Source organism: Bradyrhizobium diazoefficiens USDA 110 (assembly GCF_000011365.1).
GTDB classification, from domain to species: domain Bacteria; phylum Pseudomonadota; class Alphaproteobacteria; order Rhizobiales; family Xanthobacteraceae; genus Bradyrhizobium; species Bradyrhizobium diazoefficiens.
In genome coordinates, this window is the sequence record NC_004463.1 from 4,146,081 (window position 1) to 4,170,611 (window position 24,531).

Below are 24,531 nucleotides of genomic sequence, written 5' to 3' on the forward strand. Positions count from 1 at the left end.
CGGCATAGTGAGGGATCGTCGGGCATTTCTGCAAGCATATCGTTAAGAGCCCGTGCCTGCGCTCATGATCGGCTTGTGGCGCGGCCGGCGCTTCTCGTCAGGCGCGAGGGAGCCCTCTGGCTGGAGCGGCGGAGAATCATCTGACAGCGGCGCCAGCGCGCTCATCACGCGCTCCGGCGGGAAGGTGACGATCACCTCGGTGCCGATACGCAGCTTCGATTTCAGCGTGAACGTGCCGCCATGCAGGTCGATCAGGTTCTTTGCGATCGGCAGGCCGAGGCCTGCGCCCTGTTCGGCCGACTTGATCGAGTTGGAGCCCTGGCCGAAGGAAGCGAGCACGACCGGAATCTCGTCCTCGGGGATGCCGGAGCCGGTATCCCTTACCGAGAGATATTGTCCGCCCGAAGCCGTCCAGCCGGCCTTGAGCCAGATCTCGCCGCCCTGCGGCGTGAACTTGATCGAGTTGGAGAGCAGGTTGAGCACGACCTGGCGGATCGCGCGCTCGTCGGCCCAGAGCCGCGGCATGGCCTGCTCGAATACCTCGTGGATGGTGATGCCGCGGCTGGAAGCGCGCAGCTTCATCAGATGGTGGCAGTCGGCGACGATGCCGACCAGCGACACGGCTTCCTCGTTCAGCTCGTAACGGCCGGCCTCGATCCGCGACAGATCGAGAATCTCGTTGATGAGGTTGAGCAGGTGCACGCCGGAGTTGTGGATGTCCGCCGAGTACTCCTTGTAGACCGGCACGGCATGCGCGCCAAAAATCTCGCTCTTCATCACCTCGGAGAAGCCGAGGATCGCGTTCAGCGGCGTGCGCAGCTCGTGGCTCATCTGCGCGAGGAAGCGCGACTTGGCGACATTGGCGGATTCGGCGCGGTGGCGCGCTTCGTCCGAGATCGCCTTGGCCTGCTCGAGTTCGCCGATCAGCGCGTCCTTCTCGGCGCGCGCCTCGAGCGTGGCGAAGGTCGAGGAATGCAGGCGATGCGCCAGCAGCACGAAATAGCCTTCGGCGGCGAGCGCGAGTGCGGCCAGGATGTAATTGTCCAGCGAGCCGGTCACCGCAAAGCTCAGCGCCATGGCGACTGCGACCGGTGCGGTGGCGGCAAGGGCGGCGATCGGTAGATTGGCGGCGAGCATGCTCGATACTGCGATCACCAGCAGCATCAGGAACATCATCAGCGTTTCCGTGACCATGTCGAGCACGGGATGGATCAGGATCGCCATCCAGCACAGGCCGTAGAGCAGGTCGAGCACGACGAAGCGTGTTCGCCACGCGCGCGTCGCGGCGGGCGAGGCGGGCTCGGTCAGGAACCGGCGGCAGCTGCGGATCATCGCGCCGTGGATGCAGAGCATGCCGGCGGTCCAGGCCGCGGCCGGGATCGGCTGCATCCACAGTCCGAACAGCACGCCGGTCGCAACCACCAGCAGCATCACGACATAGGAGGCCGACAGCCGCGTCTGGGCATATTGGCGCAGCATCTCGGCGTCGAACGCCGGCCGGGTTCCACTGGTCGACGTTAACTTATCGCGCGCCTCGCGCACCCGCTGCGCCGCAGCCCTTCGGCTGCTCGCCGATGGAGCGCTTACCGGCTCGGCCGGAAGCTGCACAACCTCAGGCTTTTCAGCGGGGTTACTCATCAAGCAACACGATTCCTGCCCACGCCGGACGCGGGCCTTCTGCATTGTCTATCTCTGGCAAGAAATCCTTAAGAGCTGACTTAAGGAGCTAAAGAATTACGTTAACCGGGCGTTAATCTGGAGCCGGTCCGAACCGCTCAATGCAGCGCCGCGTGCTGCGCGATGTACACCACCGCACCCGCAAGATAGCCGGCGAGCGCGGGGCCGGCGATGCGGCGGGCGTACCAGAGGAACTCGATCCGCTCGAGCCCCATCGCGGCAACGCCCGCGGCCGAGCCGATGATCAGGATCGAGCCGCCGGTGCCGGCGCAATAGGCGATGAACTCCCAGATGAAGCTGTCCGGCGGATAATGCGCGAGGTCGTACATGCCCATGGTCGCGGCGACCAGCGGCACGTTGTCGATGATGGCGCTGAGCAGGCCGAGCACGACGACGATGACGTCCTGTCGGCCGAGCGTGGCGTCGAGCCATTTGGCCAGCATCGAGAGCAGGCCGGCATGGTCGAGGCAGGCGACCGCGAGCAGGATGCCGACGAAGAACACGATAGAGGTCATGTCGATCCGTCCCAGCGCATGCACCAGCGTGAGGGGCTGGCGCACATGCTCGTCCTTGTGCCGGTGCACGATCTCGCCGACCAGCCAGAGCACGCCGAGCCCGAACAGGATGCCCATGAAGGGCGCCAGATGCGTCACCGCCTTGAACACTGGCACCGCGATCAGGGTGCCGAGCCCGAGATAGAACATCAGGTTGCGCTCGAACCGGTCGACAGCCAGCAGCCCGGTGTCCTTCGACGGCGGCGCGATGGTCTTGCCCTTGAGCGAGAAGCTGATGAAGGCGAGCGGCACGAGCAGATTGAGGAGCGAGGGCAGGAACACCGCGCTCATGATCTTCAGCGGCGAGATCTGCCCGCCGATCCAGAGCATGGTCGTGGTGACGTCGCCGATCACGGTCCAGGCGCCGCCGGCATTGGCGGCAATGACGATGAGGGAGGCGAACAGCAGGCGGTCGTCGCGACGGGCGATCAGCTTCTGGATCAGCGAGATCATGACGATGGTGGTCGTCAGATTGTCCAGGGTCGCGCTCAGGAAGAACGTCACGAAGCCGATCAGCCAGATCAGCACCACCTGGCTGGTGGTGCGGATCAGCGAGGTGATGACCTCGAAACCATCATGGGCGTCGATCACCTCGACGATGGTCATGGCGCCGATCAGGAAGAAAACGATCTGCGCGGTGGAGCCGACGGACTCGTCGAGCTGGCGGCCGACCAGCGCGTGGTCGCCCGTCGCGATCGCGTAGACACTCCAGAGCAGGCCCGCACCGAGCAGCGCGGAAGCGCTCTTGTTGACGCGAAGCGGGTGCTCGAGCGCGATCGCCGCATAGGCCAGGACGAAGATGGCGGCGATCGCGATCAGCAAGGTCGTTTCAGATGGTCAGGTGTCAGCGGTTGAGGCGCGCGAGCAGGCTGGACGTATCCCAACGCTTGCCGCCCATCTTCTCGACTTCGGCGTAGAACTGGTCGACCAGCGCTGTCACCGGCAGGGTGGCGCCGTTGCGGCGGGCTTCGGCCAGCGAGATCGACAGGTCCTTGCGCATCCATTCGACCGCGAAGCCGAAATCGTACTTGCCCTCGTTCATGGTCTTGTAGCGGTTCTCCATCTGCCACGACTGCGCCGCCCCCTTGGAGATGGTCTCGATTACCGCGGCGACGTCGAGGCCACTCTTCTTGGCGAAGTGAATACCCTCGGAGAGGCCCTGCACGAGGCCGGCGATGCAGATCTGGTTGACCATCTTGGTCAGCTGGCCAGAGCCGGCGGGCCCGAGCAGTTTGCACATCCGCGCATAGGCGCCGGTGATCACCGGCTCAGCGCCGGCATAGGCATCCTCGGCGCCGCCGCACATCACCGTCAGCACGCCGTTCTCGGCACCGGCCTGGCCGCCGGAGACCGGGGCGTCGATGAACTTGAAGCCGGCCTTGGTGGCGGCCGCGTCGAGCTCGCGCGCGACTTCGGCGGAGGCGGTGGTGTGGTCGACGAAAGTCGCACCCTTCTTCATGCCGGCGAAGGCACCGTCGGGGCCGATCGTCACCGCGCGCAGGTCATTGTCGTTGCCGACGCAGCACATCACGAAATCCTGGCCCTCGGCGGCGGCCTTCGGGGTCGCCGCGGTCTTGCCGCCGAACTTGTCCGCCCATTCCTTCGCCTTGGCCGCGGTGCGGTTGTAGACGGTGACCTCATGGCCCCCTTTTTTCACGAGGTGTCCGGCCATGGGGAAGCCCATCACGCCGAGACCGAGGAAAGCGACTTTAGCCATGTGTGGTACCTTGTCCGTAGTTTGGGTTTTACGGTTCTTGCCGGGCGGGGCGCGCCGGGTTCCGCCGTGAGGGCGGATCGGGGCGCACCATAAACCCTTGAGGGCGGAGGGCAACGGCTTCGTTTGGCGGCCCCCTGTGCTAGGATGGCGGGACTAAAGGACTTCAAAAAAAGGGAGCGAAAGCATGGGCGGCGTGAGCGTTGGCGTCCTCGATCATTTCAACATCCGGACCCGTAATCTGGCCGAGACGGTGCGCTTCTACGAGGATGTGCTGGGCCTGGAAAAAGGCGCCCGGCCGAATTTCGCCTTCCCGGGTGCCTGGATGTACAGCGAGGGCAAGCCGGTGGTGCACCTCGTCGATATTTCTCCGACCTCGGAGCCACAAAAGCCTGATTCCGGCGTTGTCCACCACGTCGCCTTCGTCAGCCGCGGTTTTGACGGCATGAAGCAGCGGCTGACGTCCAAAGGGATGAAATTCGACTCCCGCCAGGTGCCCGGCGGCGACCTCTGGCAGATCTTCGTGCACGACCCCAACGGGGTGATGATCGAGCTGAATTACGAGGCAGCCCTGGAGCAGGGGGCGGCGCCCGCCGAGATGGCTGACGATATCGGCAGGCAGTAGCCTTTTGGGCGTTTCCGCTCTAATGGGGCACATCCTGGACTCAAGGAGATGCGCTTTGAGCGTGACGCAGCAACAGGTTCTCGACAGCCTCGCCCGGATCAAATCGCCGCGCGGGGTCGCGCTTCCCAATGCGAATGTGCTGAGCGCGATCAGCGCCTCTGACGGCAAGGTGTTCTTCTCGATCAATGTCGATGCCGCGGAGGCGCGGGCCTGGGAGGCCGTCCGGGCCGAGGCCGAGGCCGCCGTGCGCGCCATTCCCGGCGCCACCACCGTGATGGTGGCGCTGACCGCTGAGCGCAAGCCGGGCTCTGCACCTCCGCCGCCGCCCACGCCAAGCCGTGGCACGCCGGGCGTGCAGCCGGTCCATGCCCACAAGCCGCCGCAGGGCGGTGGGTCGCCGATGGCGCGGCAATCGGAGATTCCGGGCGTCGCCGCCGTGATCGCGGTCGCCTCGGGCAAGGGCGGCGTCGGCAAGTCCACCACCGCGCTCAATCTGGCGCTGGGCCTGCGGGATCTCGGCCTCAAGGTCGGGCTTCTGGATGCCGACATCTACGGCCCCTCGGTGCCGCGGCTGACGGGCCTGCGCGACAAGCCGGAGCTGGATGGCGAGCGCAAGATGATTCCGCTCCGGCGCTTCGGCCTCGCGATCATGTCGATTGGCTTCCTGGTGGAGGAAGAGACCGCGATGATCTGGCGCGGTCCGATGGTGATGTCGGCGGTCACGCAGATGCTGCGCGACGTCGCATGGGGTAGCCTCGACGTGCTCGTCGTCGACATGCCGCCGGGCACCGGCGATGCCCAGCTGACGCTGGCGCAGAACGTGCCGCTGAAGGGCGCCGTGATCGTCTCGACCCCGCAGGACCTGTCGCTGATCGACGCGCGGCGGGGGCTTGCGATGTTCCGCAAGGTCAACGTGCCCGTGCTCGGCATCGTCGAGAACATGAGCTACTTCCAGTGCCCGCATTGCGGCACGAAATCCGACATCTTCGGCCATGGCGGAGCGCGCCACGAGGCCGAGAAGCTCGGAGTCCCGTTCCTGGGCGAGATCCCGCTGCACATGGCGATTCGCGCTACCTCGGACGCCGGCAATCCCGTCGTCGACAGCGAGCCGGACGGCCCCCATGCGGCGATCTACCGCGCCATTGCGGGCCAGGTTCGGGACCAGCTCAAGGGCGCTATCGCGGCGGCCTGAGCGGGACGACGCCAATCCATTGGGGACATGCGACTTTCGTAGAGCCCCGTCATGCCAATGTCGCGTTCCGCAGGCGGGGCTTCCGTGTTAAACGCCCACGGCAGTCAAGCCCCATCGGTTCGACGCGGCCCAAGCGCGTCGCCGGAATGAGCGGCGGCAAAGAGGAAGTTCGGGGGAACGCCCCAGCAAGGAGAGACCTGAAAATGAAGCGTCGTGATTTCCTGAAAGTGTCGGCAGCAGGCGCGGCGGCGACAGCCGCGGTGGCCTCGCCGGCGATCGCTCAATCATCGCCCGAGATCAAGTGGCGCCTGACCTCGAGCTTCCCGAAGTCGCTCGATACGATCTATGGCGGTGCCGAGCAGGTGGCGAAGTACGTCGCCGAAATGACCGACAACAAATTCCAGATCCAGGTGTTCGCGGCCGGCGAAATCGTCCCCGGCCTCCAGGCGCTCGATGCGACCTCGAACGGCACGGTCGAGATGTGCCACACCGTGTCGTACTACTATGTCGGCAAGGATCCGACCTTCGCGATCTTCGCCTCGGTGCCCTTCGGCCTCAACGCGCGCCAGCAGAATTCGTGGCTGTACCAGGGCGGCGGCAACGAGCTCGCCAACGAGTTCTTCAAGAAGTCGAACGTGATTGGCCACCCCTGCGGCAACACCGGCACCCAGATGGGCGGCTGGTTCCGCAAGGAGATCAAGACGGTTGCCGATCTCTCCGGCTTGAAATTCCGCATCGGCGGCATCGCCGGCCAGGTGCTTCAGAAAGTCGGCGTCGTGCCGCAGCAGCTCGCCGGCGGCGACATCTATCCGGCGCTGGAGAAGGGCACCATCGACGCCGCCGAATGGGTCGGCCCTTATGATGACGAGAAGCTCGGCTTCGCCAAGGTCGCCAAGTACTACTACTATCCCGGCTTCTGGGAAGGCGGCCCGACCGTCCATGCCTTCACCAACCTGGACAAGTGGAATTCGCTGCCGAAGAACTACCAGGCGATCCTCACCAACGCGATGGCCAATGCCAACAGCTGGATGGCCGCGCGTTACGACATGCAGAACCCGTCGGCGCTGAAGCGTCTGGTTGCCGGCGGCACGCAGCTTCGTCCCTTCACCAACGAGGTGCTCGAAGCCTGCCTCAAGGCGACCAACGAGCTGTGGGGCGAGATCTCGGCCAAAAACGCCGACTTCAAGAAGTCGATCGACGCCATGCAGGCCTACCGCTCCGATGAATATCTGTGGTGGCAGGTTGCCGAGTACACCTACGACAGCTTCATGATCCGCTCGCGCACCCGCGGCTGATCTTCGAAGAAGTCGCAAGATCGGAAAGCCCGGCCTCCCGACGAGGCCGGGCTTTTTCTTTGCTGGTGCATCCAGGGTCAGAAACAAAAAATCTCCAAAACAACCCCATGCACAGTAGAAGTGGGGCCGGGGCGCCTTGCTCGGTGGATGCTGCCAACAGTTTGACGGGGCGGGGCAAATCGGCGGGACAGAGCAATCATGGCGCAGCCGGTGCCGACGGGGCGATTTGCCCGACGGCGACCGGAACGACATCGTCATTTGGCGCGCATCGGCCCCCCCGTCATTGCGAGCGCAGCTTGGCCCCGCCGCATTGCATTCGCGGCACTGGCTGCGCTCTGCGAAGCCGCTTGATTCGTCGGGCAAAACAGTGCCAGAAAGCGATCATCGCAGAATCCGAAATTTGTCCGATGATCCCTGGAGTGACGATCGCGGATCGCGTTGGGGGCTTGCCATGATGACGCATGCAAGGCTGCTTGGAATCGTTGTCGCTGTAACGTGGCTCGGGTGGTCCGCGGCATCGGCGGCCGGCGGTATGTCGAAAGATATTTGGAAGGGTGCCTGGAAATTCGAGATCGATCGCCAGGATCGGCCGTACCTCGGCTATTACGACACCAGGGGCAAGACAGTATTTCGCATCGGCTGCGGCGCCCATTTCGAGATGGATGCGGTCTATCCGGGGGAAGCGCCGAAACAGGACCACACCAAGGCCTCGATCACGATCGCCAACGGCAAGACGCAGATGGATTTCGCCGGCTTCACCTACGCCGGTCCCGAGTCGTTCCCGCCGAACACAACAATGTTCAACCAGCCGGACCTCGGCTATCCCGGGCTTGCCGAAGATAAATGGCGCGCGCTGGAAAATCGCGTCTTCGATCTTCTGGACTCCGGGCAGCCGCTGACGATCTCGGCCGAGGGCAAGAGTTACGTGCTGCCGCCGGTCGCGCTGCCGCGCTGGCGGCCGCGCTTCCAGAAAATCTGCTGACGCGCCCGCGACGTGCTTCAAGCTCCGAAACCGGAGCCTCGAATCACGCGCGACGAACTCTGCGATTGTGAATGGACTGCCCCGCCCCCGACATTTCCCTGATCCGCTCGCGCACCCGCGGCTGATGATCCAAGCGCTACGCCTTAAGTCGCACGCCGCAAGACTCGCGCCTCCGGAGGAGGCCAGGCTTTTTCTCTGCCGCAGTGCGATGACGATGGAATTCCGTTGGGCCTTGCGTCATGCTGGCCCCAAGCCTCGGCAAGAAGGCTTCACAATCATATCCATCAGGGCAGGAAATCATGAAGAGAAGAGACTTCATCAAGGTCACAGGACTTGGTGCGGCCGGCGCCGCCACGCTCGCCGCTCCCGCGATCGCGCAGTCGATGCCGGAAATCAAATGGCGCATGCCGACGAGCTGGCCGAAATCGCTCGACACGCTCTTTGGCGGCGCCGAGATGATGTGCAAGATGGTTGCGGAAGCCACCGACAACAAATTCCAGATCCAGATCTTCGCGGCCGGCGAGATCGTGCCGGGCCTCCAGGTACTCGACGCCGTGCAGAACGCCACCTGCGAGATTGGCCACACCGCCTCGTACTATTATTTCGGCAAGGACCCGACCTTCACCTTCGGCTCGGCGGTGCCGTTCGGGCCCAACATGCGCATCAACCAAGCCTGGTACATGCAGGGCGGGGGACGGGAGGTCCTCAACGAGTTCTACAAGAGCTACAACGTCGTCTCGCTGCTTGCGGGCAACACCGGCTGCCAGATGGGCGGCTGGTTCAGGAAAGAGGTCAACACGCCCGAGGATCTCAAGGGCATGAAATTCCGCATCGGCGGCTTTGCCGGCCGCGTGCTCCAGAAGCTCGGCGTGGTGCCGCAGCAGCTCGCCGGCGGCGACATCTATCCGGCGCTGGAGAAGGGCACCATCGACGCCGCCGAATGGGTCGGTCCCTATGACGACGAGAAGCTGGGCTTCTACAAGATCGCGCCGCACTACTACTATCCCGGCTGGTGGGAGGGCGGGCCGATGCTGCTGGCCTTCGTCAATCTCGACAAGTGGAATGCGCTGCCGAAGTACTATCAAAGCGTGCTAGAGCAGGCCGGCCATTACGCCAACAATTACATGATGGCACGCTACGACACAGCCAATCCGCTCGCATTGAAGAAGCTGCTCGCCAACGGCGCCAAGCTGCACGCCTTCTCGCCGCCGATCATGGAGGCCTGCTACAAGGCCGCCAAGGAGCTGCACGCCGAAGTCGGTGCGACCAACGCCAACTTCAAGAAGGTCCACGACTCTCTCGCCAAGTTCACCGGCGATGGCTACGCCTGGTTCCAGGTCGCGGAAGTCGGCTACGACATCTTCATGGCGCGGCGGTCGCAGAGCTGATCGCGACTTCTGTCGCATGCAGCGCCCCGGAGCGAAGGCTGCGGGGCGTTGCGGTCGCAGCTCTGGAGGTGACAGACTCAAAACATGAAAGACGGCCCATGCTCAATAGACGAGGGGACATGGCAAGAGGCTCCGTGGATGCTGCCAACAGCCTGATGCGTCGGGACAAATCAGCTGAAGCAGGCGATGGTCGCGGAGCCGGGGTCCGTGCCGCGTTTTGAGAGCCAGGTCAGGATCAGCCACGGGCAGTCGCACCGATGGATGGCGCTGCCGTTCTTTGAAACGGCAGTTCCGCTGCTTGTCGTGATGGGATTCGCAGCTGGTCTGACGCTGGTGATCGAGCGCGCGTTCTGAAGTCGCTACGCGCATGTTCGAAGCGTCGAGGTCGGTCTAATCCCCGATGTCATACTGCTTGCTGAGGTGATCGCCGATCTGGACCAGCATGGCGACACATTCGGGGTAGCCGGGTCGATCGGACGTGGCCTGATCCGCGTCGGCGCGAAACTCCCAGGAGGTGCCATCGCGAACGATGGAAATCGCCATTCCATCGGGGCAGTCGGCGTGGACCTTCAACTCGGCCCTCGCCATTGCGATCAGTTCGCCTTCAGTCTTGACCGGCCTGCTCATGAAGCTTGTCCCTCCGTCCTGGAACAGAAATTTGCCCATATCCGGCAAATTAGCAAACAAGTCCTGGATAGTAACTGATCCATATCATCGGGATCAGGCGCTCACCGGCGGTGGGCTCGGGTTTGGAATCCGATCCTACCCGGTGTGTGGTGGATGACCGTCGGAGGCCTGTAAGCGGCAATGCCGTCTCGTTGCGCTCCACCGGCCGGCATCGCGGCTTTATCAGGACACATCTGATCGGCTTACGTGAGCCTGACAGGAAGGCCCGCCGCGTGTTTTTTCGCTGGCCGAGGCGTCCGGAATGGTGGAAGAGAGCGATGATGCGGCCCTGGCCGTAACCTTGGCCGTGAGATGACACCGGAACATCCGGCGGGACTGAGATGCGCCTTCTGATCGTCGAAGACAATGCCGAGCTGTCGCGGCTGGTGGCCGCCGGGCTGTCGGCGGCCGGCTACGAGAGCGACATCGTGAGCAGCGCGGCCGAGGCGCGCGAGGCGGTCGGCAGCGTCAGCTATGCCGCGATGATCCTCGACCTCGGCCTTCCCGACGGCGACGGCCTGTCGGTGCTGCGCGAGCTGCGCCGGCAGATGGAGCCGCTGCCGGTGCTGGTGCTGACCGCGCGCGGCGGCTTGCAGGATCGCGTCAACGGCCTGCGCAGCGGCGCCGACGACTATCTCGCAAAGCCGTTCGCGATGGAGGAACTGGTGGCGCGGCTGGAGGCGATCCTGCGCCGGCCGGGCCAGCTGCTCGGCCGCTCGCTGCGATTGGCCAACCTCGTCTACGACACCGAGAGCCGCCAGATCTTCATCGACGACCAGCCGCGGATCATCTCCGCGCGCGAGGCCTCGGTGCTCGAGATCCTGCTGCGCCGGCAGGGGCGGGTGGTGCCGAAGAAGAACGTCGAGGATCACATCTTCGGCCTCGAAGGCGAGGTCGCCTCCAACGCCGTCGAGGTCTACGTCTCGCGGCTGCGCAAGCAGCTCACCGAACACGGCGCCAAGGTCGTGATCCACACCATCCGCGGCGTCGGCTATCTCATGGCCGAGGAGAAATAGCGTGTCCGCCGCCCGGTCATTCACCAGGCCGACGTTCAAATCGCTGATCTCGCGCATCGTGTTCCTCCACATCGTGGCGGTCGCGGTGGTCGCGATCTTCCTGCCGCTGGTGCTGTTCTGGCTGCTCAACTCGGAGGTCGACCAGCTGCATCGCGATGCCATGCGCGCCCAGGCCGAGGTGCTCGCCGAGCGCATCGTCCCGCAGGCGGACGGCACGTTGACCTTCAATCTGCCCGACAGTCTGAAGGGCCTCTATTCGGAAGCCTATGGCCGCTACCAGTACGACATTCGCGATTCCGAGGGACGCGTGCTGTTCTCGTCGCGGCGAAAGACCGGCGATACCGCCCCGCCGCGCTTGTCCGAGACGATTTCCGGTGCCGGCGTGAGCCGCGTGATCGAGGGCAGGACGGTGCGCATCCGCGTCGCCGAGGATCTTTCGCACCGCGACGTCATCATCGACGACATCATCTCGAACTTCTTCCGGCGGGTCGGGTGGATCACCATCCCGATCCTGCTGATCCTGCTCGCGACCGACATCATCATCTTCCGCCGTGCGGTCGCGCCGCTGTGGAAGGCCTCGGAGGAGGCCAGCAATATCGGCCCGGCGCGCACCGACATCCGCTTGCCGACGGAGCAGATCCCGCGCGAGATCATGCCGCTCGTCACCGCCGTGAACCAGGCGCTCGATCGCCTCGAGGACGGCTTTCGCGTGCAACGCCAGTTCACCGCGGATGCCGCGCATCAATTGCGCACGCCGCTTGCGATCCTGCGCACGCGGATCGAGACGCTCGGCGACCGCGAGGCAAGGCAGGCGCTGCATGCCGACATCGAGGGCATGAGCCGCATCGTCGCCCAGCTGCTGGAGATCGCCGAGCTCGACACGCTGGTGCTCGATCCCGGCGAGACCGCCGACCTGCGCGCCGTCTGCACCGAGGTGGTCGGCGCGATCGCGCCGTTCGCGCTCGCCCAGCACAAGGACATCGCACTCAGGGGCACCGACGCGCCGGTGATGGTCCACGGCAATTCCGAGATGCTTCAGCGCGCGATCTTCAACCTCGCCGAAAACGCCATCAAGTTCACCGCAAAGGATACGTCCGTCGATGTCGAGGTCGGTGACGACGGTGTAGTGCGCGTGCGCGATTGCGGTCCCGGCATCGCGGACGCCGAGCGCGAGCTGATCTTCCAGCGCTTCTGGCGAGCCGACCGCCAGCGCAGCGACGGCGCCGGTCTGGGGCTCTCGATCGTGCGCGGCGTGGCGGAGGACCATGACGCGACGGTGGCGGTGGAGAACCTTCCCGGTGGCGGCGCGGAGTTCACGCTGCGGTTTCGGCTGGCGGAGAGGGCAGGCGGCCCCTCTCCCCTCATATCCGCCGAAGCCTTGGCGAAGGCGGATGTGGGAGAGGGTGGCATAGGCGGCCTTCGGCCGCCGTCCTCATAACGCCGATGCTTTGCATCGGCGTCCACTTTAGGGCGGCCGCTATTTCAGCTTACCCGTGGACAGGTCCATGATCATGCGCGTGGCCAGATAAAGCCGCGGCACGATGCTGTTGATCTGCACATATTCGGCATCGTTGGAGTGCGCGCCGAAGCCCGACAGGCCCATGCCTTCCACCACGGCTCCGCTGGTCTTGAGCGCGGCAAACGCGGCGTCGGTGCCGCCGCCGGTCGCCTTCTCGTCGACCTTGAGGGACAGTCCGATCTCCCCATAGATCGTCTTGCCGTAGGCCGCGACGCGGCGCGAGGCGTCGTTGGCTTCCAACGGCGGACGACGCACCTCGAATTTCAGCTCGACCCTGGAGTCGGGCAGCAGGCGATTCTTGATCTTCTCCTGCAGCGCCTTCTGCAACTCGTCGAAATCGGCGACCTTGAGCGCACGCGCATCGGCCTGGGCCGTGGCGTCGGCTGGGATGACGTTGCGGTTGGTGCCGGCCTTGGAGACCGTCCAGTTCAGCTTCAGGCCCTGCTCTGGCTTGGACAGGTCCTTCATCTGCAGCACCTGGTGCGAGAGCTCGTACAGCGCGTTGACGCCGCCCTCGGGCCGCGCGCCCGCGTGCGAGGACTTGCCCTGCACCGTGAGATAGGCCGAGCCGATGCCACTGGTGGCGAGGCGCAGCGTGCCGTCGGTGCCGCCGCCTTCGAACGAGAACACCACGTCCTGATCCGCGGCGAATTTGGCGATGGTGCTGCGCCAGCCGGGCGAGGAGATCTCCTCGTCCCCATTGGTGAGCACCGTGAGCGTGCCGTAATCCTTGAAGTTGAGTTTCTGGAGCATCGCCACGGTATGGAGAATGAGCGCGACGCCCTGCTTGTCGTCGGCAATGCCGAGGCCGTAGGCCTTGTCACCGTCGACGCGGAACGGTTGGTCCTTCAGCATGCCCTTCAGGTACACCGTGTCCATGTGGGCGATCAGCATGATCTTCTTGCTGCCGGTGCCCTTGAACACGGCGTGCACGGCCGGGCCGATTGTCTCGGGCGTGTCGTCGAGGCGATAGATGTCGGTGGGGTGCAAAATCTCCACTGTGCCGCCGAGCTGCTTGAGCTGGCCGGCAACGCGCTCGGCAATCTTTTCCAGGCCGTCGACGTCCTTGCTGCCCGATTCGATGCCGACGAGATCGCGCAGCGTGTCGAGCAGCGGCTGCTGCTCCTTTTGCGCCAATGCATGGACATCGGTCATCGGTTCCGCATGCGCAAACGTTGCGGCACATGCCAGCCAGAGCGATGCGATCAAGGGAGTGAACGACGGAGCAGGGTGCGATCGGGACATGCGCGGCGGTCCATCAGTTGGAGGATGGCCCGGTATGCCCGTGTTTGCGGCGCGTGTCACGTGCGCGGACGCGCGCGTCATGAACCGCCGAGGCGGAACATGACGGCGATGGTCATGGCCGCTACTTCTGCGGCGGTCCGAGATCCAGCGGCGGCAGCTCGATCTGCGGCACCTCGATCTTGACCTTGTCGAGATCGACGTTGAGAGGCTTGTCGAGCAGGCCCGTCACGGTGATCGGGAAGATGATCACGAGCATCACCATGATCAGCTGGAGGCCGATCCAGGGCATCGCGCCCCAGTAGATGTCGGAGCTCTTCACTTCCTTCGGCGCCACGCCGCGCAGGTAGAACAGCGCAAAGCCGAACGGCGGATGCAGGAACGAGGTCTGCATGTTCACGCAGAGCATCACGCCGAACCAGATCAGCGCCGCGTCCGGTCCCACCACGGGGGCGAGGATCTTCTGCGCGATCGGCGCGATCATCGGCAGGATGATGAAGGCGATCTCGAAGAAGTCGAGGAAGAAGGCCAGGAAGAAGATGAAGAGGTTGATGAAGATCAGGAAGCCCCAGACGCCGCCGGGCAGCGAGGTCAGGAGGTGCTCGAGCCAGACGCCGCCGGAGACGCCGAGGAACACCACGGAGAAGCAGGTCGAGCCGATCAGGATGAAGGTGACCATGCAGGTGAGGCGCATGGTGGACTGGTAGCCCTGCGTGATCAGGTCGCGCAGGTCGGGGATGCGCGCGGCCCGGATGCAGATCCACGCCACCGCCAGATAGGTAAGGGCGAAGGCGAGCTTGAAGATCAGGTTCTCGCTCATCATCATCGCGACGATGGTGCCGACGCCGGCGGCGATCACGCCTGTTATCAGGATCTTGCGGTCGGTCGAGGTGAAGTCCTTGTGGTGGATCGCGGCGAGCACGATGGCGCCGACGGCACCCATCGCGCCGGCTTCGGTCGGCGTGGCAAGGCCCATCATCATGGTGCCGAGCACGACGAAGATCAGCACGGCCGAGGGGATGATCCCCATCAGGCACTTCTTCCACAGCGGCCAGCCGGTCAGCGTGCGCGCCTCCTTCGGCACCGGCGGCACGTGGCCCGGCTTGATCAGGCCGAGGATGAACGTGTAGCCGGCGAACAGCATGATCTGGAACACCGAGGGGCCCCAGGCGCCGAGATACATGTCACCGACCGACTTGCCGAGCTGGTCGGCGAGCACGATCAGCACCAGCGATGGCGGCACCAGCTGCGTGATCGTGCCGGAGGCGGCGAGCACGCCGGTGATGTAGCGCATGTTGTAGCCGTAGCGGATCATCACCGGCATCGAGATCAGCGCCATGGCGATCACCTGCGCGGCCACCGTGCCGGTGATGGCGCCGAGGATGAAGCCGACGATGATGACCGAATAGCCGAGGCCGCCGCGGATCGGGCCGAACAGCTGGCCCATCGAATCCAGCATGTCCTCGGCCAGCCCGCATCTCTCCAATATGGCGCCCATGAAGGTGAAGAACGGGATCGCGAGCAGCAGCTCGTTGGAGAGCACGCTGCCGAACACGCGCCCGGGAATCGCCTGAAGGAAGTTGAGATCGAAGAAGCCGAGATGGATGGCGAGGAAGCCGAAGGAAAGGCCGACGGCCGCCAGCGTGAAGGCGACGGGGAAGCCGATCAGCATCGCCAGAACCAGGCCGCCGAACATCAACGGCGGCATCATCTCCAGCGTAATCATTGGGTCGGCCTCTCGTACTTGGCGTCGATCGTCACATAGCCCTGGAGAGCCGCGATACGCTTGATGACCTCGGAAACACCCTGGAGCGCCAGCATCACGAAGCCGGCGGGGATCACGAACTTGATCGGCCAGCGGATCAGGCCGCCGGCATTGGCAGACGTCTCGCCGACGCTATAGGCCTGCATGAAGAACGGCCAGGACAGATAGGCGAGCAGGAGACAGGAGGGGATCAGGAAGAACAGCGTGCCGATCATGTCGAGCCAGAGCTGGCCCCGCTCGGACAGGGTCAGGTAGAAGATCTCGACCCGCACATGCTCATTGCGCTTGAAGGTGTAGGCCGAGCCGAACATCACGAGGATGGCGAACATGTACCATTGCAGCTCGAGCCAGCCGTTCGACGAGTCGTTGAAGGCGTAGCGGATCATGGCGTTGGCCGCGCTGACCAGGCACGCCAGGAGCACGAGCAGGTTACAGACGTACCCAATCTTTTCGTTGAGGGCGTCGATGGCGTTGCTCAGCGCCAGCAATGGACGCATCTTACTTTCTCTCCGTCGCGGCCTTACACTTCACGGAAGGCTTCAGCACGCATCGCTCGGCTCGCGTGCAAGATGCACACGACCGCACGGATTGTATCCCGGAGCGATTGCGGCGTCAGTCCTCCCCTCGCGCCTTGCTGTCTTGACCGCGACCGCCAACGGGCGGGCCGGCTTATTGTTGCCGGGCAAGCAAAGGCGGTCGCACCAAATCAGTGGCGTCACGTGCCGTCAATTGGAAAATGGACAAATTGACGCGCCGTCAAAAGCTTAGGTTAGCGGAGCGGGGCCGATCCTCAGCCGCCGGTGACGCTCATGTGCCTGGAGACGCTGGGGCGGTTGTGGCGGCGGTCGATGATGAAATCGTGGCCCTTGGGCTTCAGCCCGATGGCGCGGTCGATCGCATCCGCAAGCAGCATGTCGTCGTCCGATGCACGCAGAGGTTTGCGCAAATCGGAGGCATCCTCGTGGCCGAGGCAGGTGTGCAGCGTACCGGTGCAGGTGATGCGCACCCGGTTGCAGGATTCGCAGAAATTATGGGTCATCGGCGTGATGAAGCCGAGCTTGCCGCCGGTTTCGGCGACGCTGACATAGCGCGCCGGCCCGCCGGTGCTCTCGGCCAGGTCCATCAGCGTGAATTGCTGGGCGAGGCGCGCGCGCACCAGCGACAGCGGCAGATACTGGTCGATCCGGCCTGCGCCGATCTCGCCCATCGGCATGACCTCGATCAGCGTCAGGCCCATGTTCTTGCCGTGGGCCCAGCGCATCAGTGAAGGCAGCTCGTCCTCGTTGAGGTTCTTCAGCGCCACCGCGTTGATCTTCACGGCGAGCCCCGCGGCACGCGCAGCCTCGATGCCTTCCAGTACCTTGTCGATCTCGCCCCAGCGGGTGATCTCGCGAAACTTCTTGGGATCGAGCGTGTCGAGCGAGACGTTGATGCGGCGGACGCCGCAATCGGCGAGCTCCCTGGCATACTTTGCCAGTTGCGTGCCGTTGGTGGTCAGCGTCAGCTCGCTCAGGGCGCCGCTCGACAGATGGCGCGACAGCGAGCGCACCAGCGTCATCACGTTGCGGCGGACCAGCGGCTCGCCGCCGGTGAGTCGCAGCTTCTTCACGCCCTTGGCGATGAAGGCCGAGCAGAGCCGGTCGAGCTCCTCCAGCGTCAACAGGTCCGCCTTGGGCAGGAACGTCATGTCTTCCGACATGCAGTAGAAACAGCGCAGGTCGCAGCGATCCGTGACGGAAACGCGCAAATAGCTGATGGTCCGCCCGAACGGATCGGTCATGGCGCTGGACAGCGCTGCGCGGGGGTTCGCGGAAGATCCGTTCATACCAAATGCCTTGTCACTTACGGCGACGGGCGCACCTTTGCTTCAACGGTGCTCTGAATGCAATCTAAGCATCGGACGCGGCTAGGACAATCGGGTGGTATACGTAACTCAGCCCTTGGATCAGCGCTTGCCCGCGTTCGGATCGGGAAATGGCGAGCCGGCGGCGGCCGGTTCGGCGGCCGCGGGCGCGGCTGCGACCGGTTTCGGCTTCTTCGGCCGGTGCGCTTTCCTCACCGGCTTGGGCGGCACCGCCGGCTGGAGTTCCGCAAACACCGGATTCGGATCGGTGGTGACCGAGGCGGGCGTGGTGAGATCGCCGGGGTTCTTGATGATGTTCACCGGGACGCTCGCCGGCTGGTACTTGGGCAGCGCGAAGGCGACCGTGAACGGCGCGTCCGGGGCGGGAACCGAGACCGAGCAGGGGGTCTTGCAGCCCGGACCGAGCGAGGTCGAGGCATCAGCCCCCGGGGGATTGGATTCGAGCCGGACCTGAACGGTCGGGGGCGCCGATTTGAACATGTCCCAGGACATCGAGGAGCAGCCACCAAGACTTGTTGCCCCCAGGAGGCTCGCTCCCGCTAGCGCAATCGCGATCACACGACGCATCAACCACCCACTTCTACTGCGACGAACCGCCACATCCCGGGCGGACCTTAGGGACGTCGCTGAGGGCAGGCAACCGGCGCGCCGCGCATAGTTAATAGTTGGTTAACGCGGGGGTATCTTCGCTTTTTGCTGAGATTTCAGGACCTTGCCGAACCCAGCGGCGTCATCAGGCTGGTGGCTGCGGCCGGCAGGTCACGCATGTGATGGATCAGCCGGTCCGGCTTCAGCTCGGCGATCGGCACGTCCGTGTAGCCGAAGCTGACCCCGATCACGGGCACCCCGGCGCGCCGGGCTACCCCGACATCGGTTCCGGCGTCGCCGACCATGATGCTGGCTTTGACCTCGCCGCCGGCGCGGGCCACCGTTTCCCGGAAAATGGCCGGATCGGGCTTCTGGACGCCAAAGGTGTCGGCGCCGCAGATCGCCGCGAAGCGGCGGCTGAGGTCGAGCTGGTCCAGCAGGCGCTTGGACAGCCATTCCAGCTTGTTGGTGCAGACCGCCAGGCGATGGCCCTGCGCCGCAAAATGGTCGAGCGCGGTCTCGAGCCCTTCGAAAGGCCGGGATTCGACCGCGATATGCTCGGCGTAATAGGCGATGAAATCCGCCGTCATCCGGTCCATGTCCGAAGGCGTGACGATGCGGCCCTCGGCCTCCAGGCCCCGCTCGATCAGCTTGCGGGCGCCGGCGCCGATCATGTTGCGGGCTGACTGCATCGGCACGGGCGGCAGGCCTTCGCGGTCGAGCACGTAGTTCAACGCGGTGATCAGGTCGGGCGCCGTATCCACGAGCGTGCCGTCGAGATCGAAGACGATGGTGTGAGGGGAGGTCATGGTCCAAGCGCTATCGGTCCGGCCGTGCCGGCGCAAGGGGCGATGCCATAAGATCAGCTTATAGGCCTGTTCCCGCGCGGAAAACGAGGCTACATAGGCCGCCGCAAGCAACCTATCGGCGGCACACTCTCAATTCAGGGGCGGGCGCATCGTGAACATGGACCAGTTGAAGCGGCAGGCTGCGGCGCGCGCCCTCGAGGAGGTGCGTGACGGCATGCAACTCGGGCTCGGCACCGGCTCGACCGCCAAGCATTTCGTCGAGCTGCTCGGCGAGCGCGTCGCGGCCGGACTCAAGGTGATCGGCGTGCCGACCTCCGAGGCGACGCGCCTCGATGCGACGCGCTGCGGCGTGCCGCTGACCACGCTCGACGAGATCGATCATCTCGACATCACCGTTGACGGCGCCGACGAGATCGATCCCGAGCTCAACCTGATCAAGGGCGGTGGCGGCGCGCTGCTGCGCGAGAAGATCGTGGCGGCCGCATCGGATCGCATGATCGTGATTGCCGACGACACCAAATGGGTGCCGACGCTCGGCCGCTTTCCGCTGCCGATCGAGGTCATCCCGTTCGGGCTCGGGGCGACGCGCCGGGCGATCGAGACGGCATTTGCGCAGTGCGGCGTTTCCGGGCAAATGGCGGTCCGCAAGGCCAAGGGTGGGGACAAGGATGGCCACGTTTTCGTCACCGATGGCGGCCACTGGATCCTCGATGCCCAGCTCGGACGGATCGTGGATCCGCCCAGCCTCGCCAAGGCGTTGAGCGCCATCCCCGGCGTGGTCGAGCATGGGTTGTTCATCGGCTTGGCCAGCTCGGCTGTTCTGGCGGGTGGCGAGGGAATTCGCGTGATTGAACGGCGAAAGCCGAAAGGAGACTAGGAATGAAGAGCGTTTTGAAATTCTTGCCGGCCGCGACCCTCGCTGCGGGACTGGCCCTCTCGGCTGCCCCGGCCATGGCGCAGCAGCCGGCGCCGGCCCAGCCCAAGGCCGCCGCGGCGCCGGCTCAGCCGAAAGCCTCGCCGGCGGCGGTTGCGGCGGCCAAGGAAATTCTGCAAATCAAGAACGCGACGGCGATGTATCAAGGCGCCGTGCCCGGCCTGGTCGAGAAGACCAAGATCGCGCTGATCCAGCAGAACCTGAACTATCAGAAGGATCTCAACGAGGTGGCAGGGGTCGTCGCCCAGCAGCTCAACGGCCGCCAGAACGAGATCGGCGAAGGCATGGCGCAGATCTATGCCAGCGAGTTCACCGAGCAGGAGCTGAAGGACCTCGTCACCTTCTACAAGTCGCCGCTGGGCAAGAAGCTGATCGACGCCGAGCCGCGCGCCATCGGCCTCAGCATGGCCTTCATGAACTCCTGGGCCCAGAACTTCTCCGAGACCGTGATGGGCGCCTTCCGCGCCGAGATGCGCAAGCGTGGCAAGGAAATCTGACAGTACCTATCTCATAGGGAGTTCCTGAAAGAGGTCGGAGTGGACAATGGCTGAATTCGACGTCGACCTCTTTGTCATCGGTGGTGGTTCGGGCGGCGTGCGTGCCGCCCGCATCGCGGCTGGCCACGGCGCCCGCGTCATGATCGCGGAAGAGTACCGCATGGGCGGCACCTGCGTGATCCGCGGCTGCGTGCCGAAGAAGCTGTTCGTGATCGGCTCGCATGTCCGTCACGAGATCGAGGACGCCGCCGGATTCGGCTGGACCATCCCGTCCATGAGCTTCGACTGGGCGACGCTGATCGCCAACAAGGACAAGGAGATCGCGCGGCTGGAGGCGGCCTACACGACGAATGTCGAGAAGTCGGGCGCGCAGATCGTCAAGAGCCGTGCGGTGATCGAGGACAAGCACACCGTCCGCCTGCTCGAGAACGACAGGAAGATTACAGCAAGATACATTTTGATCGCCACCGGCGGCGCGCCCAACCATGGCGCCTCGATCCCCGGCATCGAGCACGTGATCTCCTCCAACGAGGCGTTTCACCTCAAGACGCTGCCGAAGCGGATCGTGATCCAGGGCGGCGGCTACATCGCGCTGGAATTCGCCGGCATCTTCGCGGGCTACGGCTCCGACGTCACCGTGATCTATCGCGGCGACAACATTTTGCGCGGCTTTGACGAAGACGTTCGCACTCACGTTCGCAGCGAGATGGAGAAGCAGGGCATCACCATTCTCACCGGTTGCACGGTGGCGAAGGTCGATCGCCATGGCGAGGAATTCACCACCCATCTGTCGAACGGCTCGAGCGTGGCTTCCGACCAGGTGATGTTCGCGATCGGCCGTCATCCTTCCGTCGCCAATCTCGGCCTGGAGAAGGCCTGCGTCGCCATCAATCCGAAGAACGGCGGCATCGCGGTCGACCATTTCTCGAAGAGCTCGGTCGACAGCATCTATGCGATCGGCGACGTCACCCATCGCCACAACCTGACGCCGGTCGCGATCCGCGAGGGTCATGCGTTCGCCGACACCGTGTTCGGCAAGCGCGAGGTGAGGGTGGATCATGCCTATATCCCGACTGCAGTGTTCTCGCAGCCGGAGGTTGGCACCGTCGGTCTGACCGAGACCGAAGCGCGCGCGCAGTTCAGTCACGTCGACATCTACAAGACGACCTTCCGCCCCATCAAGGCGACGATGTCAGGCCGCGATACCCGCGTGCTCATGAAGCTCGTCGTCGATGGCACGTCCGACCGCGTGCTCGGCTGCCACATCGTCGGTGACGCCGCCGCCGAGATCACCCAGGCGGTCGCGATCGCGGTGAAGATGAAGGCGACCAAGGCCGATTTCGACGCGACCATCGCGCTGCATCCGACCGCGGCCGAAGAGCTCGTCACCATGCGCACCCCGACCGCGCGCCACGTGCGTCAGGCGGCCGAATAGCGGCGTTGGGCGGCCCTGGGCGGGGGCCGCCTTGACGTTGTCGATGCTGCGACGCCGGTCTAGCCTGCGGTGCTCGCATCGTCGGCGAAGCTCTGCTCGATGGCGGCGGGCATTTTCGCAACCGACATCAACGAACGCGCGACCTGGTTGAGCAACTGATCCGCGTTTTCCTCCTCGGCGAGATTCTTCGATAGAAGCGCGACGACGGCGCTGTGACGCAACTGCTGCGCCAGGTTGCGGGCAGTCGTGTAGCCGGCAATTTCGTAATGCTCGACACGCTGTGCGGCGCCGATCAGGGCGAGATCCGCGGCGGCATCGTCCTTCCTGGCGCCCTCCTTGATCACTTCGTCGCCTTCCTCGACAAGTCCCTGCATACCCTTGCAGGCCTTGGCGCGCGGCTTCTTGCCGAGCAGCTCGAAGCACTCGTCGAGACGTTCGATCTGCGCTTCGGTTTCGGCCAAATGAACGGTGAACAGCTCGCCGAGCTGATCGTAGCGTGCAGCCTCGATCATCTGGGGCAGCGCCTTGGTCAGTTGCTTCTCAGCATGGAGAAGGTCCCGCAGCTGGTCGATCAGCAGGTCGTCAAGGCCGATGACCGGCTCAGACGGCGAACTCTCGGCTATGATCGAAGGCGCCGTGCCGGGCTCGCCGCTCTGGAGCGCCGGGGATTCCATGAACTCCCAGTCTTCGCCCTCATTCCAGGGACCGCGCGTGTCGATTTCACCGTTGTCGCCGGATCCCGTCGAATCGTTGAAGAACTGGTCCACGAGGCCGGGCGTCGGCGCGATGCGGCCGATGCTGAACGCGGGCTTGTTCATGCTTTCCAGCGCGCGCGAGAACGCCTTCATGTGGGTGATCTCCCGCGTCATCAGGAACTGCAAGGCGTCCTTGGTGCCCGCGTCGTCGCAGAAATTGATCAGCCGTTCGTAGACTATCTTGGCGCGGGCCTCCGCAGCGATGTTGCTGCGCAGGTCGACGTCGAGTTCGCCGGTGATTTTGAGGTAGTCGGCGGTCCAGGCGTTGCCCTGCGAGTTGAACAGGCCGACGCCACCGCCTCCGGCGATCGCGATCAGGGGATCGGCTTCCGCCGCTTCGCGATCGAATTTCAGCGGCTTCAAGTGCAGGCGCGCAAGCGATCCGACGACTTCGAGGTGGCTCAATTCCTCGGTTCCGATATCCATCAGGAGATCCTTGCGGTCCGGATCTTCGCAATTGAGACCTTGAATGGAGTATTGCATGGCGGCGGCGAGCTCGCCGTTAGCGCCGCCGAACTGTTCCAGCAGCATGTTGCCGAACCGGGAATCGGGCTCGTCGACGCGAACTGTGAACATGAGCTTCTTGACGTGGTGGTACATGGAAAGACCTTTGCTTCGCAGGAGAAGTCGGGGCCAACCGGGCGCAACAGTGGACGTTCCTAATTCGGAATCGTACCGCGACCAGAGCCCCTCGATGCGATGTGAGTGCTCAGTGCAACGTTCCGGCCGCGGCTTCCTCGACCGCGGCCATCAGATCGGCCGTGTTCGACTGCTGGATCATGTGACCCGCGTCGGGGACGCGATGCATCTTGCTGTGCTTGATCTCGTCATGCAGACGGCCCGACTGCTCGTCGATGTCGATGAGGCGATCGTCTTCGCCGGCCAGGATGGTGACCGGCATGGCCAGTTCGCCGTAGGTCTTCGCCGACAGCATTGCCGCAGGGATCATCAGCGCCGCCTCGGCGGCGCCGGCACGAAGCTGCGAGGGACGCACGGCCAGTGATTTAGGGAAGCCGTCGAATTTTTGCGGGACGGATTTCGGTCCGAACAGCTGTCGCAGCATCGCCGGCCACATCAGGCGGCTGAGGATTGGCGAAATCGTGTGACTGAGGATATCGCCGAATCCCGGTATCGCCGGCCCGGCTATCGCCATCATGGCATCGGTGCGGGCGGTCGGGAAATAATAGCCCGATGCCAGTATCAAGGCCTCGACCGTCGAGGGATGTCTGCTCGCCAGGGCGATCGCAACCGACGCTCCCCAGGAATGTCCGAGCACGATCGCCTTTTCGACGCCGATATGCGCAAGCGCGTCCTTGAAGAGATCGGCTTGCGCCGCAGGCGTCCACACCACATTGCGGGGCCGCAGGCTGTGGCCGAAGCCGGGACGGTCGAACACGATGACGCGATAGTCCTTCGCGGCGAGGTCGATCAAGCCGCTCGACTCGAAATCCTGGATCATGCTGCCGTTGCCATGGAGCAGGACCAAAGGGCGTCCGGATCCGCGCTCGACATAGTGCAGGCGAACGCCGTCGATGTCGATGAACCGTCCTTGTGGCGGGTTGTCGCGTTGTGCCTTGTCGGCAAGCCGCCGATTGACGACCGCGGCGGCCGCCATCAGGCCGGCTGCTGCGATGAGCGCGGAGGCGAACGGATATTCCGCAAGAGCATGAAGGGTCGTCGCCGCCAAAGACGGCGAACGCTTTTTCAGTATGCGCATGTGACACTTTCGCTGACCGCGGCCAGCTGTTGGAGAATAGGAAGGGACGCTTCCGGATTAACGTCCTGGTCTCATCGCGATCTTGATGATGCGCTCCTGGGATCCGGAACCGTATCGACCTGGACGTTGCCTATGCCGTGCCAACGGAGGGCACCATGGCCAGATTCCATGCGGCATGCGCATTCACGGGTCATGTCGTGGAGATGCAACAGGAGGCGTGGAGATATGTTCCTAACCCCAATCGATGCGGCAAGCAGGCCGCCGCCAAGAGCGGTTTCTCAGGATCGCGCTCTGGTG

The 24,531-nt window shown here is 64.4% G+C and carries 23 protein-coding genes; 11 read left to right on the top strand and 12 right to left on the bottom strand.

The features are described from left to right. Nucleotides 1-42 precede the first annotated feature (42 nt). The 3 genes from BJA_RS18475 to BJA_RS18485 form a co-directional block, all read right to left on the bottom strand. Nucleotides 43-1,638: a sensor histidine kinase gene (locus tag BJA_RS18475; RefSeq protein WP_038966223.1), complete on the bottom strand. Its 1,596-nt coding sequence runs from the start codon at nt 1,636-1,638 to the stop codon at nt 43-45. A gap of 137 nt (nt 1,639-1,775) precedes the next feature. Further along, a complete protein-coding gene (gene nhaD / locus BJA_RS18480) occupies nt 1,776-3,053 on the bottom strand; it encodes a sodium:proton antiporter NhaD (protein ID WP_038966224.1) in 1,278 nt (425 codons plus the stop codon). Between the two features lie 22 nt (nt 3,054-3,075). Further along, nucleotides 3,076-3,948, bottom strand: a complete 873-nt coding sequence (locus BJA_RS18485) for an NAD(P)-dependent oxidoreductase (RefSeq protein WP_011086521.1) — start codon at nt 3,946-3,948, stop codon at nt 3,076-3,078. A gap of 184 nt (nt 3,949-4,132) precedes the next feature. Between BJA_RS18485 and BJA_RS18490 the strand changes: the two genes are divergently transcribed. From BJA_RS18490 to BJA_RS18515, 6 genes are all read left to right on the top strand, one after another. Beyond that, nucleotides 4,133-4,570 (top strand): VOC family protein, encoded by a 438-nt coding sequence (locus BJA_RS18490; RefSeq protein ID WP_011086522.1) that lies wholly within the window; start codon nt 4,133-4,135, stop codon nt 4,568-4,570. 55 nt (nt 4,571-4,625) lie between these two features. Next, nucleotides 4,626-5,762: an Mrp/NBP35 family ATP-binding protein gene (locus BJA_RS18495; RefSeq protein ID WP_028170828.1), complete on the top strand. Its 1,137-nt coding sequence runs from the start codon at nt 4,626-4,628 to the stop codon at nt 5,760-5,762. A 203-nt stretch (nt 5,763-5,965) separates the two neighbouring features. After that, a complete protein-coding gene (locus tag BJA_RS18500) occupies nt 5,966-7,057 on the top strand; it encodes a TRAP transporter substrate-binding protein (protein ID WP_028170829.1) in 1,092 nt (363 codons plus the stop codon). Between the two features lie 226 nt (nt 7,058-7,283). Beyond that, nucleotides 7,284-8,039, top strand: a complete 756-nt coding sequence (locus BJA_RS18505; RefSeq protein WP_236842232.1) for a hypothetical protein — start codon at nt 7,284-7,286, stop codon at nt 8,037-8,039. A gap of 299 nt (nt 8,040-8,338) precedes the next feature. Beyond that, on the top strand, nt 8,339-9,427 hold the full coding sequence (locus BJA_RS18510) for a TRAP transporter substrate-binding protein (protein ID WP_028170831.1): 1,089 nt from the start codon (nt 8,339-8,341) through the stop codon (nt 9,425-9,427). A gap of 186 nt (nt 9,428-9,613) precedes the next feature. Then, complete coding sequence (locus tag BJA_RS18515) at nt 9,614-9,781, top strand: hypothetical protein (RefSeq protein WP_158516564.1); 168 nt, start codon at nt 9,614-9,616, stop codon at nt 9,779-9,781. 36 nt (nt 9,782-9,817) lie between these two features. Here the strand turns inward: BJA_RS18515 and BJA_RS18520 are convergent, their stop codons facing one another. Next, nucleotides 9,818-10,054 carry a hypothetical protein gene (locus BJA_RS18520; RefSeq protein WP_038966237.1) on the bottom strand — a complete coding sequence of 79 codons (237 nt, stop codon included), beginning with the start codon at nt 10,052-10,054 and terminating at the stop codon, nt 9,818-9,820. 380 nt (nt 10,055-10,434) lie between these two features. Between BJA_RS18520 and BJA_RS18525 the strand changes: the two genes are divergently transcribed. Both BJA_RS18525 and BJA_RS18530 read left to right on the top strand, forming a co-directional pair. Beyond that, complete coding sequence (locus tag BJA_RS18525; protein ID WP_011086528.1) at nt 10,435-11,109, top strand: response regulator transcription factor; 675 nt, start codon at nt 10,435-10,437, stop codon at nt 11,107-11,109. 1 nt (nt 11,110) lies between these two features. Then, nucleotides 11,111-12,547, top strand: a complete 1,437-nt coding sequence (locus BJA_RS18530; protein ID WP_011086529.1) for a sensor histidine kinase — start codon at nt 11,111-11,113, stop codon at nt 12,545-12,547. 39 nt (nt 12,548-12,586) lie between these two features. Here the strand turns inward: BJA_RS18530 and BJA_RS18535 are convergent, their stop codons facing one another. The 6 genes from BJA_RS18535 to BJA_RS18560 all read right to left on the bottom strand — a co-directional run bounded on the left by BJA_RS18535 (nt 12,587) and on the right by BJA_RS18560 (nt 18,896). Continuing rightward, nucleotides 12,587-13,873 (bottom strand): M20/M25/M40 family metallo-hydrolase, encoded by a 1,287-nt coding sequence (locus BJA_RS18535; RefSeq protein ID WP_038966226.1) that lies wholly within the window; start codon nt 13,871-13,873, stop codon nt 12,587-12,589. Nucleotides 13,874-13,994: 121 nt separating this feature from the next. After that, nucleotides 13,995-15,596, bottom strand: a complete 1,602-nt coding sequence (locus tag BJA_RS18540) for a TRAP transporter large permease (protein ID WP_011086531.1) — start codon at nt 15,594-15,596, stop codon at nt 13,995-13,997. Then, on the bottom strand, nt 15,593-16,132 hold the full coding sequence (locus tag BJA_RS18545) for a TRAP transporter small permease subunit (RefSeq protein WP_011086532.1): 540 nt from the start codon (nt 16,130-16,132) through the stop codon (nt 15,593-15,595). Before BJA_RS18545 ends, BJA_RS18540 begins: the two co-directional genes overlap by 4 nt. Before the next feature lie 293 nt (nt 16,133-16,425). Then, complete coding sequence (moaA, locus tag BJA_RS18550) at nt 16,426-17,460, bottom strand: GTP 3',8-cyclase MoaA (RefSeq protein WP_011086533.1); 1,035 nt, start codon at nt 17,458-17,460, stop codon at nt 16,426-16,428. 120 nt (nt 17,461-17,580) lie between these two features. Further along, nucleotides 17,581-18,066: a hypothetical protein gene (locus BJA_RS18555; RefSeq protein WP_038966227.1), complete on the bottom strand. Its 486-nt coding sequence runs from the start codon at nt 18,064-18,066 to the stop codon at nt 17,581-17,583. Nucleotides 18,067-18,203: 137 nt separating this feature from the next. Next, entirely contained in the window at nt 18,204-18,896 is a 693-nt protein-coding gene (locus tag BJA_RS18560; RefSeq protein WP_011086535.1) for an HAD family hydrolase, read from the bottom strand. 151 nt (nt 18,897-19,047) lie between these two features. On the opposite strand from BJA_RS18560, the gene rpiA reads away from it, so the two are divergent. Genes rpiA through gor form a run of 3 tightly spaced genes read left to right on the top strand, consistent with a single transcriptional unit; the run spans nt 19,048 to nt 21,762 of the window. Beyond that, nucleotides 19,048-19,773, top strand: coding sequence for a ribose-5-phosphate isomerase RpiA (rpiA, locus tag BJA_RS18565; protein ID WP_011086536.1), 726 nt, complete (start codon nt 19,048-19,050; stop codon nt 19,771-19,773). Between the two features lie 2 nt (nt 19,774-19,775). Next, nucleotides 19,776-20,327 carry a DUF2059 domain-containing protein gene (locus BJA_RS18570; protein WP_011086537.1) on the top strand — a complete coding sequence of 184 codons (552 nt, stop codon included), beginning with the start codon at nt 19,776-19,778 and terminating at the stop codon, nt 20,325-20,327. Nucleotides 20,328-20,373: 46 nt separating this feature from the next. Further along, the gene (gene gor / locus BJA_RS18575) at nt 20,374-21,762 is read left to right on the top strand and encodes a glutathione-disulfide reductase (protein ID WP_011086538.1); all 1,389 of its coding nucleotides are present in this window, start codon (nt 20,374-20,376) and stop codon (nt 21,760-21,762) included. A gap of 59 nt (nt 21,763-21,821) precedes the next feature. Here the strand turns inward: gor and BJA_RS18580 are convergent, their stop codons facing one another. Further along, entirely contained in the window at nt 21,822-23,117 is a 1,296-nt protein-coding gene (locus BJA_RS18580) for a DUF892 family protein (protein WP_011086539.1), read from the bottom strand. Between the two features lie 109 nt (nt 23,118-23,226). Next, nucleotides 23,227-24,234, bottom strand: a complete 1,008-nt coding sequence (locus BJA_RS18585) for an alpha/beta fold hydrolase (protein WP_011086540.1) — start codon at nt 24,232-24,234, stop codon at nt 23,227-23,229. Nucleotides 24,235-24,531: the final 297 nt, after the last annotated feature.

Bases quoted from the DNA above. Each gene is read 5' to 3' on its own strand.
- BJA_RS18560 (WP_011086535.1), bottom strand. From the start codon at position 18,896: ATGACCTCCCCTCACACCATCGTCTTCGATCTCGACGGCACGCTCGTG.
- BJA_RS18580 (WP_011086539.1), bottom strand. From the start codon at position 23,117: ATGTACCACCACGTCAAGAAGCTCATGTTCACAGTTCGCGTCGACGAG.
- gor (WP_011086538.1), top strand. From the start codon at position 20,374: ATGGCTGAATTCGACGTCGACCTCTTTGTCATCGGTGGTGGTTCGGGC.
- BJA_RS18485 (WP_011086521.1), bottom strand. From the start codon at position 3,948: ATGGCTAAAGTCGCTTTCCTCGGTCTCGGCGTGATGGGCTTCCCCATG.
- BJA_RS18475 (WP_038966223.1), bottom strand. From the start codon at position 1,638: ATGAGTAACCCCGCTGAAAAGCCTGAGGTTGTGCAGCTTCCGGCCGAG.
- BJA_RS18555 (WP_038966227.1), bottom strand. From the start codon at position 18,066: ATGCGTCGTGTGATCGCGATTGCGCTAGCGGGAGCGAGCCTCCTGGGG.
- BJA_RS18545 (WP_011086532.1), bottom strand. From the start codon at position 16,132: ATGCGTCCATTGCTGGCGCTGAGCAACGCCATCGACGCCCTCAACGAA.
- BJA_RS18525 (WP_011086528.1), top strand. From the start codon at position 10,435: ATGCGCCTTCTGATCGTCGAAGACAATGCCGAGCTGTCGCGGCTGGTG.
- BJA_RS18540 (WP_011086531.1), bottom strand. From the start codon at position 15,596: ATGATTACGCTGGAGATGATGCCGCCGTTGATGTTCGGCGGCCTGGTT.
- moaA (WP_011086533.1), bottom strand. From the start codon at position 17,460: ATGAACGGATCTTCCGCGAACCCCCGCGCAGCGCTGTCCAGCGCCATG.
- BJA_RS18500 (WP_028170829.1), top strand. From the start codon at position 5,966: ATGAAGCGTCGTGATTTCCTGAAAGTGTCGGCAGCAGGCGCGGCGGCG.
- BJA_RS18510 (WP_028170831.1), top strand. From the start codon at position 8,339: ATGAAGAGAAGAGACTTCATCAAGGTCACAGGACTTGGTGCGGCCGGC.
- BJA_RS18585 (WP_011086540.1), bottom strand. From the start codon at position 24,234: ATGCGCATACTGAAAAAGCGTTCGCCGTCTTTGGCGGCGACGACCCTT.
- BJA_RS18535 (WP_038966226.1), bottom strand. From the start codon at position 13,873: ATGTCCCGATCGCACCCTGCTCCGTCGTTCACTCCCTTGATCGCATCG.
- BJA_RS18570 (WP_011086537.1), top strand. From the start codon at position 19,776: ATGAAGAGCGTTTTGAAATTCTTGCCGGCCGCGACCCTCGCTGCGGGA.
- BJA_RS18520 (WP_038966237.1), bottom strand. From the start codon at position 10,054: ATGAGCAGGCCGGTCAAGACTGAAGGCGAACTGATCGCAATGGCGAGG.
- BJA_RS18515 (WP_158516564.1), top strand. From the start codon at position 9,614: ATGGTCGCGGAGCCGGGGTCCGTGCCGCGTTTTGAGAGCCAGGTCAGG.
- BJA_RS18490 (WP_011086522.1), top strand. From the start codon at position 4,133: ATGGGCGGCGTGAGCGTTGGCGTCCTCGATCATTTCAACATCCGGACC.